The sequence below is a fragment of the Bradyrhizobium sp. T-1 genome (assembly GCF_053592855.1).
Map to the genome: position 1 here is coordinate 2,753,482 of NZ_CM132115.1, position 17,897 is coordinate 2,771,378.

14 protein-coding genes are annotated in these 17,897 nt (G+C 63.4%); 7 read left to right on the forward strand and 7 right to left on the reverse strand.

Annotated features, from left to right (window positions below; all coding sequences use genetic code 11):
* Positions 1-412 precede the first annotated feature (412 nt).
* Positions 413-1,519 carry a hypothetical protein gene (locus ACWAT4_RS13180; RefSeq protein WP_212301414.1) on the forward strand — a complete coding sequence of 369 codons (1,107 nt, stop codon included), beginning with the start codon at positions 413-415 and terminating at the stop codon, positions 1,517-1,519.
* A gap of 124 nt (positions 1,520-1,643) precedes the next feature.
* On the opposite strand, the gene ACWAT4_RS13185 is transcribed toward ACWAT4_RS13180, so the two are convergent.
* Genes ACWAT4_RS13185 through ACWAT4_RS13210 form a run of 6 tightly spaced genes read right to left on the reverse strand, consistent with a single transcriptional unit; the run spans position 1,644 to position 7,514 of the window.
* Positions 1,644-2,129: a nucleoside deaminase gene (locus tag ACWAT4_RS13185; protein WP_212301413.1), complete on the reverse strand. Its 486-nt coding sequence runs from the start codon at positions 2,127-2,129 to the stop codon at positions 1,644-1,646.
* A gap of 13 nt (positions 2,130-2,142) precedes the next feature.
* Positions 2,143-3,675 carry an ABC transporter ATP-binding protein gene (locus tag ACWAT4_RS13190; RefSeq protein ID WP_212301412.1) on the reverse strand — a complete coding sequence of 511 codons (1,533 nt, stop codon included), beginning with the start codon at positions 3,673-3,675 and terminating at the stop codon, positions 2,143-2,145.
* Positions 3,672-4,355 carry a biuret amidohydrolase gene (biuH, locus tag ACWAT4_RS13195; RefSeq protein WP_212301411.1) on the reverse strand — a complete coding sequence of 228 codons (684 nt, stop codon included), beginning with the start codon at positions 4,353-4,355 and terminating at the stop codon, positions 3,672-3,674. The genes ACWAT4_RS13190 and biuH overlap by 4 nt, the downstream gene beginning before the upstream one ends.
* 11 nt (positions 4,356-4,366) lie before the next feature.
* A complete protein-coding gene (locus tag ACWAT4_RS13200; protein WP_449730718.1) occupies positions 4,367-5,293 on the reverse strand; it encodes an ABC transporter permease in 927 nt (308 codons plus the stop codon).
* A complete protein-coding gene (locus ACWAT4_RS13205; RefSeq protein ID WP_212301409.1) occupies positions 5,293-6,405 on the reverse strand; it encodes an ABC transporter permease in 1,113 nt (370 codons plus the stop codon). The genes ACWAT4_RS13200 and ACWAT4_RS13205 overlap by 1 nt, the downstream gene beginning before the upstream one ends.
* On the reverse strand, positions 6,402-7,514 hold the full coding sequence (locus ACWAT4_RS13210) for a BMP family ABC transporter substrate-binding protein (RefSeq protein ID WP_212301408.1): 1,113 nt from the start codon (positions 7,512-7,514) through the stop codon (positions 6,402-6,404). The genes ACWAT4_RS13205 and ACWAT4_RS13210 overlap by 4 nt, the downstream gene beginning before the upstream one ends.
* A 470-nt stretch (positions 7,515-7,984) precedes the next feature.
* Here ACWAT4_RS13210 and ACWAT4_RS13215 point away from each other — a divergent pair, with 470 nt between their 5' ends.
* The 4 genes from ACWAT4_RS13215 to ACWAT4_RS13230 all read left to right on the forward strand — a co-directional run bounded on the left by ACWAT4_RS13215 (position 7,985) and on the right by ACWAT4_RS13230 (position 13,737).
* On the forward strand, positions 7,985-9,358 hold the full coding sequence (locus ACWAT4_RS13215) for a hypothetical protein (RefSeq protein WP_449730719.1): 1,374 nt from the start codon (positions 7,985-7,987) through the stop codon (positions 9,356-9,358).
* 231 nt (positions 9,359-9,589) lie between these two features.
* Positions 9,590-11,656, forward strand: a complete 2,067-nt coding sequence (locus tag ACWAT4_RS13220; protein WP_449730720.1) for an alkaline phosphatase family protein — start codon at positions 9,590-9,592, stop codon at positions 11,654-11,656.
* 447 nt (positions 11,657-12,103) lie between these two features.
* Positions 12,104-13,309, forward strand: a complete 1,206-nt coding sequence (locus ACWAT4_RS13225) for a sulfotransferase family protein (protein ID WP_449730721.1) — start codon at positions 12,104-12,106, stop codon at positions 13,307-13,309.
* Positions 13,306-13,737, forward strand: coding sequence for a hypothetical protein (locus ACWAT4_RS13230; protein WP_449730722.1), 432 nt, complete (start codon positions 13,306-13,308; stop codon positions 13,735-13,737). Before ACWAT4_RS13225 ends, ACWAT4_RS13230 begins: the two co-directional genes overlap by 4 nt.
* 18 nt (positions 13,738-13,755) lie before the next feature.
* On the opposite strand, the gene ACWAT4_RS13235 is transcribed toward ACWAT4_RS13230, so the two are convergent.
* Positions 13,756-15,075 (reverse strand): dicarboxylate/amino acid:cation symporter, encoded by a 1,320-nt coding sequence (locus ACWAT4_RS13235; protein ID WP_449730723.1) that lies wholly within the window; start codon positions 15,073-15,075, stop codon positions 13,756-13,758.
* A gap of 263 nt (positions 15,076-15,338) precedes the next feature.
* On the opposite strand from ACWAT4_RS13235, the gene ACWAT4_RS13240 reads away from it, so the two are divergent.
* Complete coding sequence (locus tag ACWAT4_RS13240) at positions 15,339-16,013, forward strand: TetR/AcrR family transcriptional regulator (RefSeq protein ID WP_212425538.1); 675 nt, start codon at positions 15,339-15,341, stop codon at positions 16,011-16,013.
* A 13-nt stretch (positions 16,014-16,026) separates the two neighbouring features.
* Complete coding sequence (locus ACWAT4_RS13245) at positions 16,027-17,892, forward strand: adenine deaminase (RefSeq protein WP_449730724.1); 1,866 nt, start codon at positions 16,027-16,029, stop codon at positions 17,890-17,892.
* Positions 17,893-17,897: the final 5 nt, after the last annotated feature.

Below are 17,897 nucleotides of genomic sequence, written 5' to 3' on the forward strand. Positions count from 1 at the left end.
GTGATCTCGCCTTCCGCACTGCGGCTGTTGCAAATTTGTGACGGTCTACGCCAAATCGGAACTCGTTGTGCAGGGCTTGATGTGAAGTTGAGCAAATTCGCATCGTCGCTCGCAAGCTTCGGCCGGTGGTGACGGCGATCGTCTCCGATCGTTGCGGTCGAATTGTTGTTTCAGCGCAAAAGGCAAGCGGAATCAAACGGGAATGTTCGGCAATGGCATCCGCCTGCTGCTGTCGATCGTCGGGAAGGCTGCCGCATAAAATCCCGTAAGATTTGGCTGCGTCACGCCGCGCGCTGCCGAAACAAGCGGCATGCCTTGAAAAAAGTTGAGGCTTCTCACCACGGGACTTCGGCGCAAGGGTCGCATCCAAGGGACGTTCATTTCTGCGCGTCCGAACTTGGGGGTTTTCAGGATGTCGTTTCGTTTCAAGGCAATTGCAGCAACGGCGCTGTCACTTGCTACGCTGGCCATCGGTGGCTGGGCTCACGCGGCGGATCTGCCGGTCAAGGCGGCCAAGAAGGCGGCCGACCTACCGTTCTTCCTAGTGATCGACAACCGCGTGTCGTTCTCCTGGATGCCCAAGGGCACCGACCCCGGCATGTGGAGCGTCCGTCCCGACGGCAGCATCAACGGCACCACCGCCAAGCAGGTCTACTCCTTCACGCACTTCGACCTCTGGGCCTACGGCACCAACTTCTTCACCATCTCGATGTTCAAGTCGGGCCATAACGATCCTGCTTCTCCCTGCACCGCGCCCGGCGTGACCATCACCGGCGGCGCCGGCGACTGCGCCGGTGCAACTGAGATCTATGGCCTGTTCCGCTCGACCTTGGGCTGGAACGAGCTGTTCAATACCAAGACCTTCACCATGGGCCCGCTGCACAACATTTCGTTCGAAGTCGGCATGGACGGCAACAGCGAGAACACCTTCCTCGCACCCGCCAAGCGCGATGTCGTCGCCGGTCTGCAGTTCGCGTTCGACCTTCCCTACAAGGGCTATATCAACGTCGCTCCGTTGATGTACTGGGAGTTCTCGAACCACAACGCCTTCACGCAGTGCGGCCTGTTCGGCGCGGGTACGCCCGGCGTGACCTGTAACTCCGACGGCAACGTCAGCTACAACCCGACATGGGCTGTCGAGATCAACTACTACATGGATCTCGGATTCCTGCCGCCGAACATGCAGTTCTGGTCGATCAGCGGCCGCGCCGGCTGGTATGGCCCGAAGGGCGATTCGAACGGCCTTGCTGCGCTCTCAGGTATCGGCCGGTTCTCGACCGCCTCGAAGACCGAGCTGAACAGCGAACCGATCCGCCTGACCCTTGACGCGTCGAAGGCGGTCTGGGGCGACAAGTACTCACACTTCGTCGACCTCTGGGTCGCCTATCGCTACTGGCAGAACAAGTTCGGCCTCGACCATAACGCCATGCCGGGCGTCTGCACGGTCGCCGCGACCGGCCAGAGCACCAAGAGCTGCACCGAGTCCACGGTCTACGGGGGCGTCACCGTGAAGTTCTGATGGGGTACGCAGGCGTGGCGCTGCGCGGGACTGCGCGGCGCCAGTCGTGTAGGGTAGGGGGACTTGTCCGCCGTGGCTCGAAGAGCGAAGGCGGAAGCCTGCGATCTCGAGTTCGTGGCATTGTCTACTTCTTCCACACGCCCTCGTGCAGCGCTTCGGCCTCGTTCTCAAGCAGCGGCCCCACCACCTTCGTCGGCCGCTGGCCGCTCGCAAACACCTCACGGCAGGGCAGGTCGAGCGTCGGGTTCTCCGGGTGGTTGCCGGTGACGCCGCGCAAGCGGTGTTCGCTGAGGCCATAGACCACGCGCCCGATGCCGGCCCAGTAGATCGCGCCGGCGCACATCGCGCAGGGCTCGGCGGAGGAATAGAGCGTGGCTTTCGCCAGCACATCGCGACCGAGCCTGCGGCAGGCCTGGGTGGCCGCGAGGCGCTCGGCATGGGCGGTGCCGTCGCGATCCGGCATATAGCCGTTCTCGGCCTCGATCAGCACCATGCCGTCGGCATCGACGACGATGCAGCCAAAGGGGTGGTTGCCATGGGTGAGGGAGCGGCGGGCGACCGCGAAGGATAAACGCAAAAAGTGCTCGTCGCGCTCAATTGCGCCGCTCATCGCTGCTCCAGGGTCAGTGTCCCGCCATATGCCGGCCGACCTCGGTGAGATCGGCTTCGCTGGTCCGTGCTTCATACACGAATTCGCCGTGGAACATCACCACCAGCCGATCGGACAGTTCCAGCAGTTCGTCGAGATCCTCGCTGACCAGCAACACTGCAGCGCCGCGGTTGCGCGCGGCCATGATCTCGGCATGGATCTGCGCCACCGCAGCGAAATCGAGACCGAAGCAGGGATTGGCCGCGATCAGCACTTCGACATCGCCCGCAAGCTCGCGGGCGAGCACGGCGCGCTGGACGTTGCCACCCGAGAGCGCCGAGATCGGTGTCTCCGGAGTGCGGGTCTTGATCTTGTACTGTCCGATCTTCCTCTTGGCGTCGTCACGGAAAGCGCTGCGGTTGAGCCACCAGCCGCCGCTGGCAAAAGGTGCGCGGTCGAATTCGCGGAAGGCGATGTTGTCGGCAACGCTCATGCCGCCGACGCAGGCGTTCTTCAGCGGCTCCTCCGGCAGGAGCGACATCTTGTGGCGCCGCATCTCCTCGCGGCTGGCGTGATAGGGATCGCCGGCAACGCGCACTTCGCCGCTTTCGGCTTCGCGCTGACCCGCCAAAACCTCGACCAGCTGCCGCTGGCCGTTGCCGGAGACACCGGCGATGCCGACGATCTCGCCGGCCCGCACGGTGAGGGAGACGTCATGCACGGCGATCGCGCCGGCGTCGTCAAGAGCGCGAATCTTTGCCAACTCCAGTCGTGCTTGTCCGGCTTCGCCTGTGCGCGGCGGCTGCACGGTCAATTCTTCGGCGCCGATCATGGTGCGCGCCATCGCATCCGGCGTGAGCTCCGCGACTTTGCCCGCTCCCGCGAGCTTGCCACGGCGCAGGATCGTGACCTCGTCGGCGAAGGCCATGACCTCGCGAAATTTGTGCGTGATCATCAAAATGGTCAGCTCGCCCCTGACGACCATCTCGCGGAGCATGCCCAGCACCTCGTCCGCTTCTGCCGGCGTCAGCACCGACGTCGGCTCGTCCAGGATCAGGAAGCGGCGCTTCAGATAGAGCTGCTTGAGGATCTCGCACTTCTGCCGCTCGCCGGCGGAGATGTCGGACACCTTTGCGGCGAGGGGCACATTGAAGGGCATCCGCGCCAGGAATGCCTCGAGCTCTTTCATCTCCTTCGGCCAGTTCACCACGGCCGGCACGTCGTCGCGCGCCAGCACGAGGTTTTCGGCAACCGTCATGGCCGGCACCAGCGTAAAGTGCTGATAGACCATGCCGAGGCCGAGCGCATGGGCGTCCTTCGGATTGGCGATCGCCTGTTCGCGGCCGCCGATGAGGATGTCGCCCTCGGTCGCATGGTAGTAACCCATGATGCATTTGACGAGGGTCGACTTGCCGGCACCGTTCTCGCCGAGCAGCGCGTGGAATGAGCCCGGCCGCACCTTCAGCTCGACGTTATCCAGCGCCAGGAAATCGCCGAAGCGCATCGTCATGGCAATGGCGTCGACGCCGAAGGCGCCGACAAGCGGTGGCGGCTCGCCGATGATCACGAAATCGCTCCGATGAAGGCGTCCGAGGTCGAGACCGCACCGAACACGCCGCCCTGCATCTTGATCATCTTCAGCGCGTGGTCGTGGTTGCTCTTGTCCGTCGCGCCGCAGCAATCGTGCAGCAGCACACATTCGAAGCCGCGATCGTTGGCCTCACGCATGGTGGTGTGGACGCAGACGTCGGTAGTGATGCCTGTGAGCACGATGTTCTCGATGCCGCGCACGCGCAGGATCAGTTCGAGGTCGGTGGCGCAGAAAGAACCCTTGCCGGGCTTGTCGATGATGGGCTCTCCCGGCAATGGTGCAAGTTCCTCGATGATGTCCCAACCGGGCTCGCCGCGCACCAGGATGCGGCCACAGGGACCGGGATCGCCGATGCCGGCGCCGATCTGGCGCGAGCGCCAGCGCTTGTTGGCTGGAAGATCGGAGAGATCAGGGCGGTGGCCTTCGCGGGTATGGATGATATGAAAACCCTGCCTGCGCATGACCGCGAGCAGCTTTTTGATCGGCTCGATCGGTGCCCGCGTCAGCGAGAGATCATAGCCCATCTTGTCGACATAGCCGCCGACGCCACAGAAATCGGTCTGCATGTCGATGATGATCAGCGCGGTGTTTTGGGGGCGGAGGTCGCCATTGTAGGGCCAGGCGTAGGGCTCGGACTTGATATAGCGCTCGGGCATGATTTCACTCTCTAGCGGGTGATCGACAATTCGGCGGGAGCGCCGGTCAGCGTGCGCTTCGGCGAGCAGGTGATGATCATGATTGCCAGCGTCAGGATGTAGGGTGCAGCGTTGAAGAGGTGGTAGCCGGAGGTGATGCCGACCGATTGCAGTGCTGGTCCGAGTGCCGCGGCGCCGCCGAAGGCGAGCGAGGCCCACAGGCATAGCAGGGGATCCCAGCGCGCGAAGATCACAAGCGCGACCGCGGTGATGCCCTGGCCCGAGGAGAGACCTTCGTTCCAGCTTCCGGGATAGAATAGCGAAAGGAACGAGCCGCCGATGCCGGCAAGAAAGCCGCCGACCATGGTGGCGCGCAGGCGGATCAAGAGCACGGAGTGTCCCATCGCGCGCGCGGCGTCCGAGCTCTCGCCAGCGGTGCGGATCAGCAGGCCCCAGCGCGTGGTGCGGAAGGCCCAATAGAGGATCGGCGCGAGCGCGACGCCGATCAGAAACAGCACGTTGACGCGTAGCGCGGCGCGGACTTGCGGGATATCGCTCCACCAGCCGAAATCGATCGCGGGCAGTCGCGGCGCTGTCGGCTCGATCAGCGGCTTGCCGAGATAGAAGGCAAGGCCGGTGCCGAACAGCATCAAGGCGATCCCGACCGCGACATCGTTGACTCGCGGCAACGAGCAGATGCCGGCATGCAATGCGCCGAGCAGCGCGCCAGTGACACCGGCGGCGAATACGCCGAGCCACGGCGATCCCGTGAGATAGGAGATACCATAGGCGCTCATCGCGCCCATCACGAGCGTGCCTTCGAGGCCGAGATTGATGCGGCCCGAACGCTCGGTGATGCATTCCCCCAGGCTCACGAACAGGAACGGTGTGGAGACACGAATGGCGCCGCCGAGCACGGCGAGCGGGACGGTCCAGAGTCCGATCGATCCGTCTGCCATCAGGATTTTCCCTTCAGGAATCCGATGCGCCCGTAGAGCGCATCGCTGGCGAGCACGAAGACGAAGATGATGCCCTGCAGTACCAGCACAGACGCGTCGGGCAATCCGAGGCGGCGCTGCAACAGGCCGCCGCTGGCGCTGATGCCGCCGAGCAGGATCGCGACCGGAATGATGGCGAGCGGATTTTGCCGTGCGAGGAAGGCGACAAGGATGCCGGTGAAGCCGTAGCCGGCGGCGAGGTTGGCGTTGGTGCGGCCTTGCACGGCGGCGACCTCGACCATGCCAGCAAGACCCGCAGCCCCGCCGGCGAGGAAGCAGATGGTGAGGATGAGCTTACTGACGCCGAGGCCGACGATCTTCGCGGCGCGGATGTTACCGCCGGCGACGCGCGCAGCGAAGCCGAACACGGTGTGATAGATCAGGATGTAGGCGGCGATTGCAGCGATCAGGCCGAACACGAGACCCCAATGCACGTCGGTGCCGGGAATCGAGCCGATCATGTTGGCGGCGCCGATCTCGCGGGTCGACGGTTTGTTGAGGCTGGCGGGATCCCGCATCATGCCTTCGACAAGATGATTGAGGATCGCGAGCGCAATGTAGACGAGCAAGAGGCTCGATATCGTCTCGTTGACGCCGCGATACTGCCGCAGCGCGCCCGCCAACGTGATCCACAAGCCGCCGCCGATCACGCCGGTGATGACCATCGCAATCTGCACGAGGAGCGGCGGCATGCCTTGAAGTGCGAGTGCTGCGCCCGTTGCCGACAGCGCGCCGATCAGCAGGGCACCTTCGCCGCCGATGATGACCATGCCGAGTTGCGCCGGGAGTGCTGTGCAGAGGGCGGTGAGGATCAGGGGCGCGGCTCGGGTTAGCGTGTTCTGCCAAGAGAACCAGGTGCCGAACGCGCCGTAATACATGTAGAAATAGAGGTCCAGCGGGTTCTTGCCGGACAGCATGACGAAGATGCCGAAGACCACGAGCGCGCCGGCGAGCGCTGCGCCCGGGATCAGGACGTATTCGATCGTGCCGCCGTGGCGCTGGAGGAAGCCCGGGTCGGCGGCCGGGGCAACTGCCCCGACCTCCTCGGCAGATTCCGCTGCTTCCGATGTCACGAAGTCGCTCCGATCACGCCCTCGACGAGATAGTCCATCTTCTCGAGCTCGGGATCCTTCTGGCCGCGATCGGTGCCGGCCGCGATCACCGTCTTGCCCTTGTTGTCGACCAGCCCGCCCTTGAAGATGGCGTAGCCCTCTGCCGACAGGAATTTTGCCTTGACGTCGTCGGCATGCTTGCGCGCTTCGGCGGAGACGACTTCGCCGTAGGGCGACGTCTTGACGATCTCTTCCTTGAGGCCGCCGCGGTAGAAGTTCGGGATGCTCTCGCCGGCGGCGATCATCTTCACGAACTTCGGATAGAGCGCTTCCCAATTCCATTCCGCGCCGGTGAGGTACGCCTTTGGCGCCAGCGGCGACTGGTTGGTGTGATAGCCGCAGACAAAGGCGCCGCGGCGGGCGGCGTTCTCGACCATGGTCTTGGGGCCGTCGACGTGGCAGGTGAGAACGTCGACGCCCTGGTCGATCAGGCTATTGGTGGCCTCGGCTTCCTTGACCGGCATCGACCAGTCGCCGGTGAAGATCACCTGTGTCGTCGCCTTCGGATTGGCGAGCCTGGCGCCGAGCGCGAAGGCGTTGATGTTGCGCAGCACCTGCGGGATCGGCTTGGCGGCGACGAAGCCGAGCTTGCCGCTCTTGGAGGTGTATCCGGCAATGATGCCCGAGATGTACTGGGCTTCGTCGATATAACCGAAATAGCTGCCTGCGTTCTTCGGGTCCTTGTCGGTCCAGAGGCCGCCGCAGTGCTCGAAGTGCAGCTTCGGGTACTTGGCGGCCATCTTGACCATATGCGGATTGTAGTAGCCGAACGAGGTCGGAAAGAGCAGGGTGGCGCCATCGAGATTGATCATGGACTCGATCGTCTTCTCGACCGCGTCTGTCTCGGGCACCTTCTCTTCCTCGACGACCTTGAGGCCCGGAATCTTCTTCAGCGCCGCCGCGCCCTGCGCGTGCGCCTGATTGTAACCGTAGTCGTCACGCGACCCGACATAGATGAAGCCAATGGTCGTCTCGGCCGCGAAGGCCGGGCGCATGCCCGTTGCCGCACCTAGGGTGAGGGCTGCGCCGCCCTGCAAAACTTGACGTCGTGAAATCCTGCCAAAATCCATTGCTCGCTCCCCTTGGCGGGTTGACCGCCTTGACCTCGCGGCTGCGCCGGTCTGGCGAAGCCCGGCTAAGATGTCGCAAGCTTCGTGCCAGAGGCCATGGGGCAAGCAATTTCATGTAAGTCTTTGAAAAAACAAGAGATACGATTGAGGGTCGGATCCTGGCCAGGAAGCTGATAGGTCATTTTATAGGCAGTATTCACTGATTGTATGCAATCTGGTTAAGCAGTCTTAACCAGCTTCTTGCCGGCGAAGAGATTGTGCGTCGCACCGATTCGCGCGCGGAGATCTCTATGCATGACGGAGCTGCCGCCGGCTCGAACATCACCCTTGGCTGGATGCGCGAGGGCAGACTGCGGTGCCCGCGCGGAGCGAGCTGGCTGCCTGCGACCGCACGTCATCGGGGTGAGATACGAATCGGACATGCTTGAAGTGGTGACCGCGATCGCCGGGTCACGAGACACCAGGCGCGTATGAACAGCGATATTTCCTTGCCGTCACATCATGAAAATCGGTTTTACCAGGGCATGGTTGCGACCCTGGTCGCGAATGCTCTGCAGGCGGTCAATTTTCTCGGCGATCGGTTCCTGAGGAAGTCGCATCATTCATTGTCGGTCATCGAGGATCTCTATCGGCACGCAATGGACAGCGCCTTTTCGGCGACCGAGGCTTTTCTCGTCACGGGCGCACCGCACGCGTCCGCTTATTACCCGCGGGATTTTGCCTGGTTTTATCCCGATGTTCTCGATCCGGAGACCATCATGGATGCGCAGGATGCGGTGCGTCGGGCCCGCCTGCTCGAAAAGAGCGTTCGCCTGTTGCTCGAGGCAGTTCGCGCCGACGTCGTCACGACGACCATCGTCCCGGCGGGGCGCGGTCGCTACCTCGGAGTGAACTATTTCTCGCGCCCCTCGGACACGCTGCTCGGTATTCTGGCCGGCCTCCAGCAGATGATCTCTGCGGAGGAGCGGGCGTCGTCCTATCTGGCGATGTCGCAATGCGCGCGTGCCGGCCGCCTGTTGCTGGCCGAATATGGCGCCGATCTGAACCGCGCGATCCTGAAGCTCGCGAGCGACCTCGAGCCGTTCGAGGCTGACGGCACCCGATATTTGCTGTGCGACGCCAGTGGGCCGCGCTCTGCGGCAACCGACACGCGCGCGGAGCGCAGACGTTTTGTCACCAATGCCTGTGTGTACACGACCTTCGTGTGGGGCGTAGAGCTAGGTGCGGTCGACGAGAACGAGCTGAAGCGGCGGCTCGGGCGCGATCTTGCGCAGTACAAGAAGGATCTGTTCCGCGTGTTCGGCAGGGAGGGCTATATCAGGCATTCGCTGGATAGCACGGCGGGCGCGCCGGCATCTTTGGTCGCGCTGGATTTCGTCAGCGTGCATCGTGGCTTCTGGGATCTGAACGATGCGAGCGAGCGTGCGCTGTTTGCTGCTACGACGGATCTGATCATCTCCGAGCCGCGCTTCCGCATCCCCAACACATTCCACTTCTTCGTCTCCGCCCGTAATCCGCGGAACAAGATGATCCACAAGATTGCGGCGCCCGCTTACCAGGGACGCTCCTCCTGGCCGACCTTCAACGTCGAGTTCGCTGACCGCATGCTGGACTTCGACGAGTTCGCGGGTAGCGAGAAATACCGCGCTTGTGCGCAAGCGATCTTGAAGGACATTCGCACCGCGACCGAGGTCCACGGTGGCTATCAGGAATTGATCTCCGAGCAGGGGCTGAAATATCGTACCTGGGCGTATCAGGGTGCGGTGGCCCACTCCTGGTTCCCGCGTTTCCTGTCGGTCTGGAGGAGGGCGTACGGAACGGCCTTGGTCCACTGGAACGATTAAGCCGCGATCTTCCCGCGGCCGGCCGCATCGGAACGTCAGGCCGAATCCGCAGCAAGCCGTTGATCGCAGTCGAGAAGCGCCCGCTGCTTGCGACAATAGGTCTCTGCTCGCTGTCATAATCTCGTAACCGAAGTGACACGGCGTAGCAGCACGTCTGACAAGCGCGCCTCTTAACCTGACATGCGTTGAAACAATTTCTCTGCATTCAGGAAATGAACGGAGGGGTGCACAATGCTTTCAAAAACGACACGGCGTCTGCGTGACCGTACCGTGGTGACGGCCGCGATCCTGTCACTGATGGGACATGACGTTTATGCGATGGACAATGTACTCGGCGGTAGCAACAAGAATGGCGACCGCACCGAGAGCCCAATCAAACATGTGATCGTCATTCTCGGCGAAAACCGCACCTTCGACCACGTCTTCGCCACCTATGAGCCGCGGCACCCGGGCGAACGCGTCGACAATCTGCTCTCCAAGGGCATCATCACCAGGGACGGTCAGCCCGGTCCGAATTACGCCAGGGCCACGCAGTTCTCCACTGTCGTCAACAATACCTACTCGATGAATCCGACGCCTAAGACGCCGTATAACCACACGACCAACAAGGTGCAGACGCCCGGCACCTCCTATGCGCCGCAAACCTGCTACACCTCCGTCGATCAGGCTGCGCTCAATGGCCCGGGATGTCTCGCCACGCTCCAACTCGCGCAGCAAGGGGATTACGGTCTGAAGCAGCAGGATTTGCCACTGCTGACGACCGGTGCGACCGGCCTGCCGGGCAATTCGCCCGACACGCGCATCCTGGACGCCGACAACCTGCCGAACGGTCCCTATCCCCTCGTGACCCTGGCGCAGGGCGGCGAAACTCCGTCCAGCCTCTACAAGACCTATGGCGGCAGCCCGGTGCACCGCTTCTACCAGATGTGGCAGCAGCTCGACTGCGACGTCGCCAAGGCGACACATCACAATCCAAGCGGCTGCCAGGCCGATCTCTTCACCTTTGTGGAACAGAGTGTCTCGTCGGGCAGCAATGGCAATGCGACCCCGCACGCGCTGAAGGAAGGCGCCATCGCGCTCGGCTTCTATAACGTCGCCAAGGGCGATGCGCCCTATCTGACCGAGCTTGCGCGCAAATACACGCTCAACGACAACTTCCATCAGAGCGTGATGGGCGGCACTTTCGCCAATCACATGATGATCGGCTACGCCGACGCGCTCTATTATGCCGACGACAAGGGCGATCCTGCCAAGCCCGACTACGTGCTCGTGCCTGGTTCCAACCCGCCGCAATATGTCAACGAGATCGAAAATCCCAACCCGGCGCCTGGTACCAACAACTGGTATCTCAACGACGGCTATGGCGGCGGCAGCTATTCGAACTGCTCGGATCCCAGCCAGCCGGGCGTGGGTCCGATCGTTACCTATCTCAACGCGATCCATGTTTCGCCGCGCTGTGCGCCGAACGCCTATTATCTGCTGAACAACTACGTTCCGGCCTTTATCGGCAGCGGTGCGACTGACCCGATCAACAATGGCCCGTTCACTCTGCCGCCGGTCATCAAGCAGCGGCATATCGGCGATGCGCTGACCCAGGCCGATGTCTCCTGGGCCTATTTCGGCGAGCGCTGGAATGACTTCAAGACGGCCCCCGGAGAAGGTACTAACTTCGGCGCGCTGGACCCGGTCGCCTATCTCTACTGCAATATCTGCAACCCGTTCCTGTTCTCCGCTTCGGTCATGACCCATGCGGCGCAGCGCGATGCGCACATGAAGGACACGCTCGATCTCTATGACGCCATCGCCAATGGCAATCTCCCCGCCGTGTCGTTCGCCAAGCCGAGCACCTTCAACGACGGTCATCCGGCCTCGTCCCGTGTCGACCTCTTCGAGGCCTTCACCAGGAAGATCGTCGATCAGGTGAAGTCCAACAAGGAGCTGTGGAAGTCGACCGCGATCGTCATCACCATGGACGAGGGCGGCGGTTACTACGACTCCGGCTATGTCCAGCCGGTCGACTTCTTCGGCGACGGCACGCGTATCCCGCTTCTCGTCGTCTCGAAATACTCGCGCGGCGGTCATGTGTCGCATGAATATGGTGACCACGTCTCGATCACCAAGTTCATCGAACGCAACTGGCGCCTCAAGCCACTCGGGCCCAAGACGCGTGACGCCTTACCGAATCCGATTGCGTCTGACGACAATCCCTACGTTCCCGTCAATCGGCCCGCGATCGGCGATCTCTTCGGCAACTTCAACTTCGCCGATCGTCACGACGACGATAACGATCAGGACTGACCGGGGCCGATAGCTTGATCAGCATGACCCGGCGGCTGCCCAGCCGCCGGGCCAATCCCGTCTCAACCGTTGCAGGGAGCCATACGCGTGGAAGCCACAGGACGGTACGCCGCCAGCGCCGCTTCGATCGAGGCGGCGCGCCGTGCCTTTGCAAGCGGCGATCTGAGCTCCACCGAGACGATCTGCGCAAAGGTGCTCGCAGGCAATTCGACGGATTGGCGCGCCTGGGCACTTCTGACGGAGACCGCGCTGATGCGTGATCGCCTGGATGCGGCAGCGGTAAGCGCGGAACGCGCCGTCGCTTTCGCTCCGACCAACCCGATTGCGCTGGTGTTGCGTGCGAAATGCCTGTTCGTGACGGGGGAGGCGCGCCAGGCCAGTGCAGCGACGGAAGCGGCGGCCAGGCATGCCGGTGAGGAGCCGGACGCGCTCGACGCAGTTGGCGCCATGTTTGGCCTGCTCGGGCTTCAACAGCAGGCGAGGGAGCTTTTTCGCCGCGCTGTCGCCCTGAAGCCCGGCGTTCCGCAGTATCTGTTCAATCTGGCCGCCGCCGAGCGGATGATCGGCGCACTCGGCGACGCGGAAGTGCATTGCGATGCGGCGATTGCATGCGACCGTCGCTACGGATTGGCCCACTACCTGCGTTCGGACCTGCGAATCCAGAGCAGCGACCACAACCATCTCGACGAGATGGAGGCCGTGATCGCCGAAGGACGTTTGTCGGCGCCGAGCGAAATCATGCTGCGCTTTGCGCTCGCCAAGGAGTGCGAGGATCTGGAGCGTTGGGACCGCGCTTTCGCGCATGTCGAGGCCGGCTGTAACTTGCAACGTCGGTCGCTACCGCGCGATCCCGCCGCCGAGATCGGCGCCGTCGATGCGATCATCCAGGCGCACACGCGATGTTGGATCGAAGCTGCGCCGCGTGGCTACGCCAATGCCGCGCCAGTCTTCGTCACCGGCCTGCCACGCACCGGTACCACACTGGTGGAGCGGATTATCGCGAGCCACTCGGCGATGCATTCGATAGGCGAGACCAGCGCGTTCGCTGCAGAGGTGCGCCGCAGCATGGCGGAACGTCCAAGGGGACGCGACCTCGAGGATATCGGCAGGCGCTACCTTGATCGGGCCACGGCGCTCCGCGTGCCGGACAATGTCCGCTTCGTCGACAAGACATTAGAAAATTACCTTTATTGCGGCCTCATCCACGCGGCGCTGCCTTCGGCGAAGGTAATCCTCGTTCAAAGGCATCCGATGGATGCGTGCTGGGCGATCTACAAGGCGCACTTCCGCAACAAGTTCACCTTCTCATATGATCAAACCCAGCTTGCGGATTACTATCTCGCTTATCGCCGCCTGACGCGGCACTGGCGCGCCGAGTTGCCGTCGGACGTTCTCATGGAGGTCAACTACGAGGACGTTGTTCGGGATCAGGCTGCGGTGAGCCGGGACATCATCCGGTTTTTGGGGCTTCCCTGGGAAGATGGTGTGATGCGTTTTCACGAAAGCCCGGCACCATCGGCGACTGCCAGCGCCGTTCAAGTGCGCCGCCCGATCTACGCATCCTCGGTCGGGAAATGGCGCCACCATGCCGAGCGATTAGGGCCGCTCCGCGAACGCTTGGCGCGCGAAATTCCGGAGGCGGAACTGGTATGACAATGCGTCAGCTACTCTTGCTCCCCGTGATCGTGTCTGCCATCGTTCTGGCCTCTGGTCGAACTGCGTCGTCCGAGGTGAAGGTCGCAGGCCGGTCGGATGCGGTCCATCTCGAGGTGCACGAGGCCTCCCTCCATGACGTGTTGGCCGCGCTGCAAGAGCGGTTCAATCTGCGCTATCGCACGGTCGGCGCGCTCGAGGTGCAGATGACGGGCGTCTTCGATGGACCGCTGCGGCGCGTGGTCGCCCGACTCCTCAGCGGCCATGATTATGCGATGCAGGTCACCGCCGACGGCGTCGACGTCCTAGTGCTGGCATCGCAGGGCCCAAGCGCGACCGTTGTCGCTGCGGTAACGCCTGCAAGCGCTGCTCGGCCGCCGCTCACGGCGGCCGAGCTTAAGCACTACGAAAGCGGACACCTGCGCTAGCGGCGGGACGAGCCCGCCTCAGCCCGCGGTCACATCCACCAACTCGCCACCTTCGAGAATCTTGGCCGCCTTGGCGCGGTCAAGATCGCCTTCCCAGGCGGCGACCACCACGGTCGCCACGCAATTGCCGATGAGGTTGCCGACGGCACGGGCCATGCCGATGAACCAGTCGACCGACAGCACGAGCACGAGGCCGATCGCCGGAATGCTCGGCACCGCGTTCAGCGTCGCGGCCAGGATCACGATCGCCGAGCCCGGCACGCCGTGCGCGCCCTTCGAGGTGATCAGCGAGACTCCCAGCACCAGCAGCAGATCACCGAGGGACAGCGGCGTATTGGTGGCCTGCGCGATGAACACGACGGCGAGCGTGAGGTAGATCGAGAAGGCGTCGAGGTTGAAGGAATAGCCGGTCGGAATGACGAGGCCGACGACGGAGTCCTTCACGCCCATGCGCTCGAGCTTCTTCATGATCTGCGGCAGCACGGCGTCGGACGAAGCGGTCGCGAGCACGATGGTCAATTCCTCACGTAGGTAGGCGAGGAATTTCAGGATGTTGATTCCGGCGAGCGCCATCACGCCGCCGAGCACGCCCAGCACGAAGATGCCGACCGAGGCATAGAACAGCATGACCAGAGAGACGAGCTGCTTCAGTGAGCCGACGCCGTATTTGCCGACGGTATAGGCGACCGCGCCCAGCACGCCGAGCGGGGCGACCCGCACCACCAGGCCCATGACGCGGAACAGCACCGTGGAGGCCGCATCGATCATCGACGTGACAAGCGCGCCTTTTTCGCCGCCGACCAGCGCCAGGCCAACACCGAACAGGACCGCGAAGAACAACACCTGGAGCACGTCGTTCCGCGACAGAGCGTCGAACGAAGTGGTCGGGATCACGTTCATCAGGAAGGCGCCGATGCCACCACCTGACAGCTTGTGGGCATTGTCGGCGTAGCTGCTGAGCGCCTTGGCGTCGAGCGTCGAGGGATCGATGTTCATGCCGTGGCCGGGGCCGAAGAGGTAGGCGAGCAGCAGGCCCACCACGAGCGCGACCGTCGTCATGACTTCGAAATACAGCAATGCCTTGACGCCGACCCGGCCGACCTTCTTGAGATCGCCGGCACCGGCAATGCCGTGGACGACAACGCAGAACACGATCGGTGCCACGATCATCGAGATCAGCTTGAGGAAGGCGTCGCTGAGGATCTTGAGGCTGATGGCAAAGTCCGGAGCGGCTACGCCGAGGACGATGCCAAGCATCAGCGCGGCCAGGACCTGGACGAACAGCGAGGCGTAAAGCGGTTTTGGCTCGGCGGCGGGTGCCGCGGCGATGGTCGACATGGTGGATTCCCCGGTTTGACGCGATTTGGACGTCAAAAGGAGCAACAACCGTGCCAGATTGTCGCGATGTCCGCGGCGGATGGTCCATTCCGCCGCTTTCGCCGTGCTGTCGAACCTGCGCGTCGGCGTCGGGAAACCGCCAGGGCGCGCGATCGGTCGTTCAGGACCGCCAGCCCCTGAAGCGCCCCCGACGCCCATTGTTGCGGCGCGCTGCCTCAAGTCTCGGCTTGACCCTCCAATCCGCCCGATGTCAGACTTATGACATGAGTACAGCAAAACGACAGATCGCCAGCCTTCGTGACGAGTATGCCGAGATGACGCGGCAGCGCATCGTTGCGGCGTTTGTCGAGGCTCTGGAGGATGAAGCTGTCGACGACATTTCCATGGCGGCGGTGGCCAAGCGCGCGAAGGTGGCTGAGCGGACCATCTACCGGCACTTCAAGACCCGCGCGGAGCTGTTCGCGGCGGCCGGCGAATGGATCGAGGACAACGTCTTCAGCTATATTCCCTTCACTTCGCCCGACGAACTGCCCGAGATTTTCCGCAAGCTGTGCAAGCGGTTCGACCGTCATCCGCATCTGGCGCGCGCCATTGCGATGACGCGGGCAGGGCGCCGGGTGCGCGCCGGCTTCCGGCGGCACCTGATCGACCAGCATCGCAAGGCGATGGCACCGCTGGTGCGGCATCTCCCCGCCAAGGACGTCCGCCAGGCGGAGGCACTCGCGTCCTATCTCAACAACGTGCTGGCCTGGAATGCGATGCGCGAGGATTTTGGCATGACCAGCAGCGAGATCGCCGATGCCATCGAGTGGGCGCTCACGACCCTTCTGAAAGACGTTCGGCAGCGCGATGCCGCCGCCGCGCGCAGCGGCAGGGCCGGTCAAAAGGCCGGCAAGACGCCGCGGAAGCGGACCGCGGCTGCGAAAGCACCAGCATAGAGTGAGGCAGACCATGAATGCGAGACCCGACGATCTCTTGATCAACGCGCCCGACGAGGTTCGCATTCGCCAGGACCTGGTGCTGACGGCGCTCGGTCGCCGCCCGGCAGATCGCGCCTTGCGGGTCGGCAGGTTGCTCGACGTGCACAGCCGCACCTGGAGCGGGGATCAGGAGATCGTTTTCAAGGGCCGGCGTATTGCGTGGGTGGGGCCAGCCGGAAGCTATCCCGGCGAGATCCGCGAGCGCGTGCACCGGCCGGATCTCGCGGCCGTCCCCGGCTTTGGCGAGGTGCACAAGCATATCGAAAGCTCGCACCTGACGCCGGAATGGGAGGCGGCGCTGGTGCTGCCGCATGGCAATACCTGGACCTGCGAGGCAAGCCACGAATTCTCCAATGTCGATGGTGTACGCAATCTCGAATTCTGGTTCGAGGCACGCAAACGCGGCTCGCCGCTCAAGATCTTTCCGCAGCCCGGCTCGGCGGTGCCGCCGACCGCGTATGAATGGGGCGGCGGCTGGTATGGCCGCGACGAGCAGGCGCGCTTCATGAGCGAAAGCCTGATGGTCACCGGCCTCGACGAGGTCATGGACTGGCCGGCGGTGTGGAATCCCGACAACCCGTCCTATAAGCGGCTCTGGGGAATGATCGAGGCCACGTTCGCGGCGCGCGGCGTCGTCGAGGGGCATGCCTCGGGCTTGCGGGATCTGCCTTCCATCAACGCCTTTGCCGCAGCCGGGCTTGCATCCGACCATGAAGTGCAGACCCCGGAGGAGACCTGGGACAAGCTCACGCGCGGCCTGTTCGTCGAGCTGCGCGTCTATGCCATGGACGAGATCGTCAAATGGTTGCTTGCGAAGGGTTTGCAGGACTGGTCGCAGATCGCGTTCACAACGGATGACCGAAGTGCCAGTCATACGCTGGAGCTCGGCGCCAGCGATCACAATGCGCGGGTCGCGATCGCGGCCGGCTTAACGCCTGAAATCGCCATCCAGTGTCTCACCATCAATCCGGCGCGGCACATGCGGCTCACGCCGTTCGTGGGCAGCCTGTCTCCCGGGCGCTTCGGCGATGTCGTGCTGCTGTCGGATGTTGCCAAGCTCGAGATCGCGGAGGTGTGGGCCGACGGCGCGCAGGTCTCCGATGGCAAGCGTTATCTCGGCGAGGTGCCGGCGATCGCATGGCCGGAGTGGGCGACCAGGACGGTCAACATCAAGCGCACGATCAAGCCTGAGGATTTCGAGCTGCGGGCCGAGCCTGGCCGGGCCACGATGAAAGCGGCGGTGATCCGCCCTTTCCATTGGCATCCCGAGTTCTACACGCTCGAATTGCCGGTGCGCGACGGTGCCGTGCAGCGTGACGAGAGCGAGGCCATCACCAAATTTGCCATCGTCGACCGCTTTTCCGGCAATGGGCATGTTGCAAAGATGTTCTGGCGCGGTTGCGGACCGCGCACGCCGGAGACGGCGGTCGCCTGCTCGGTGGCGCACGACAAGCACAATATCTGGGTGGTCGGCTCGTCCGACGCGGCGATGGCAAAGGCGGTGAACGCGCTGATCGAACTTCAGGGCGGATGGGCGCTGGTGCGAGAGGGCGAGCTCGTCGCCACCGTGCGCTTCGAGGTCGGCGGGCTGATGAGCTGTCGCTCGGCGCAAGCGCTCGATGCCGACATGCAGGCGCTCTACGCGGAGGGACGCAAGGTCGACTGGATGTATGAGCCGACGTTCCGGCCGCGCTGGTATCCGGGATTTCCGGAGCGGCTGATGTTTGCGACGCTGACTTGCGCGCCGTGGAGCTGGGTGCTGGTAGCGCCGTGCGAGCAGGCACCGCTCGGTTTCATCAATGTGCAGACCGGCGAAGCGCACCCGGTGGTCTGGTAGGGGAG

Coding starts and splice junctions, on each gene's coding strand:
- ACWAT4_RS13180 (WP_212301414.1), top strand. CDS start 413: ATGTCGTTTCGTTTCAAGGCAATTGCAGCAACGGCGCTGTCACTTGCT.
- ACWAT4_RS13185 (WP_212301413.1), bottom strand. CDS start 2,129: ATGAGCGGCGCAATTGAGCGCGACGAGCACTTTTTGCGTTTATCCTTC.
- biuH (WP_212301411.1), bottom strand. CDS start 4,355: ATGCCCGAGCGCTATATCAAGTCCGAGCCCTACGCCTGGCCCTACAAT.
- ACWAT4_RS13200 (WP_449730718.1), bottom strand. CDS start 5,293: ATGGCAGACGGATCGATCGGACTCTGGACCGTCCCGCTCGCCGTGCTC.
- ACWAT4_RS13210 (WP_212301408.1), bottom strand. CDS start 7,514: ATGGATTTTGGCAGGATTTCACGACGTCAAGTTTTGCAGGGCGGCGCA.
- ACWAT4_RS13215 (WP_449730719.1), top strand. CDS start 7,985: ATGAACAGCGATATTTCCTTGCCGTCACATCATGAAAATCGGTTTTAC.
- ACWAT4_RS13220 (WP_449730720.1), top strand. CDS start 9,590: ATGCTTTCAAAAACGACACGGCGTCTGCGTGACCGTACCGTGGTGACG.
- ACWAT4_RS13225 (WP_449730721.1), top strand. CDS start 12,104: ATGTTTGGCCTGCTCGGGCTTCAACAGCAGGCGAGGGAGCTTTTTCGC.
- ACWAT4_RS13230 (WP_449730722.1), top strand. CDS start 13,306: ATGACAATGCGTCAGCTACTCTTGCTCCCCGTGATCGTGTCTGCCATC.
- ACWAT4_RS13235 (WP_449730723.1), bottom strand. CDS start 15,075: ATGTCGACCATCGCCGCGGCACCCGCCGCCGAGCCAAAACCGCTTTAC.
- ACWAT4_RS13240 (WP_212425538.1), top strand. CDS start 15,339: ATGAGTACAGCAAAACGACAGATCGCCAGCCTTCGTGACGAGTATGCC.
- ACWAT4_RS13245 (WP_449730724.1), top strand. CDS start 16,027: ATGAATGCGAGACCCGACGATCTCTTGATCAACGCGCCCGACGAGGTT.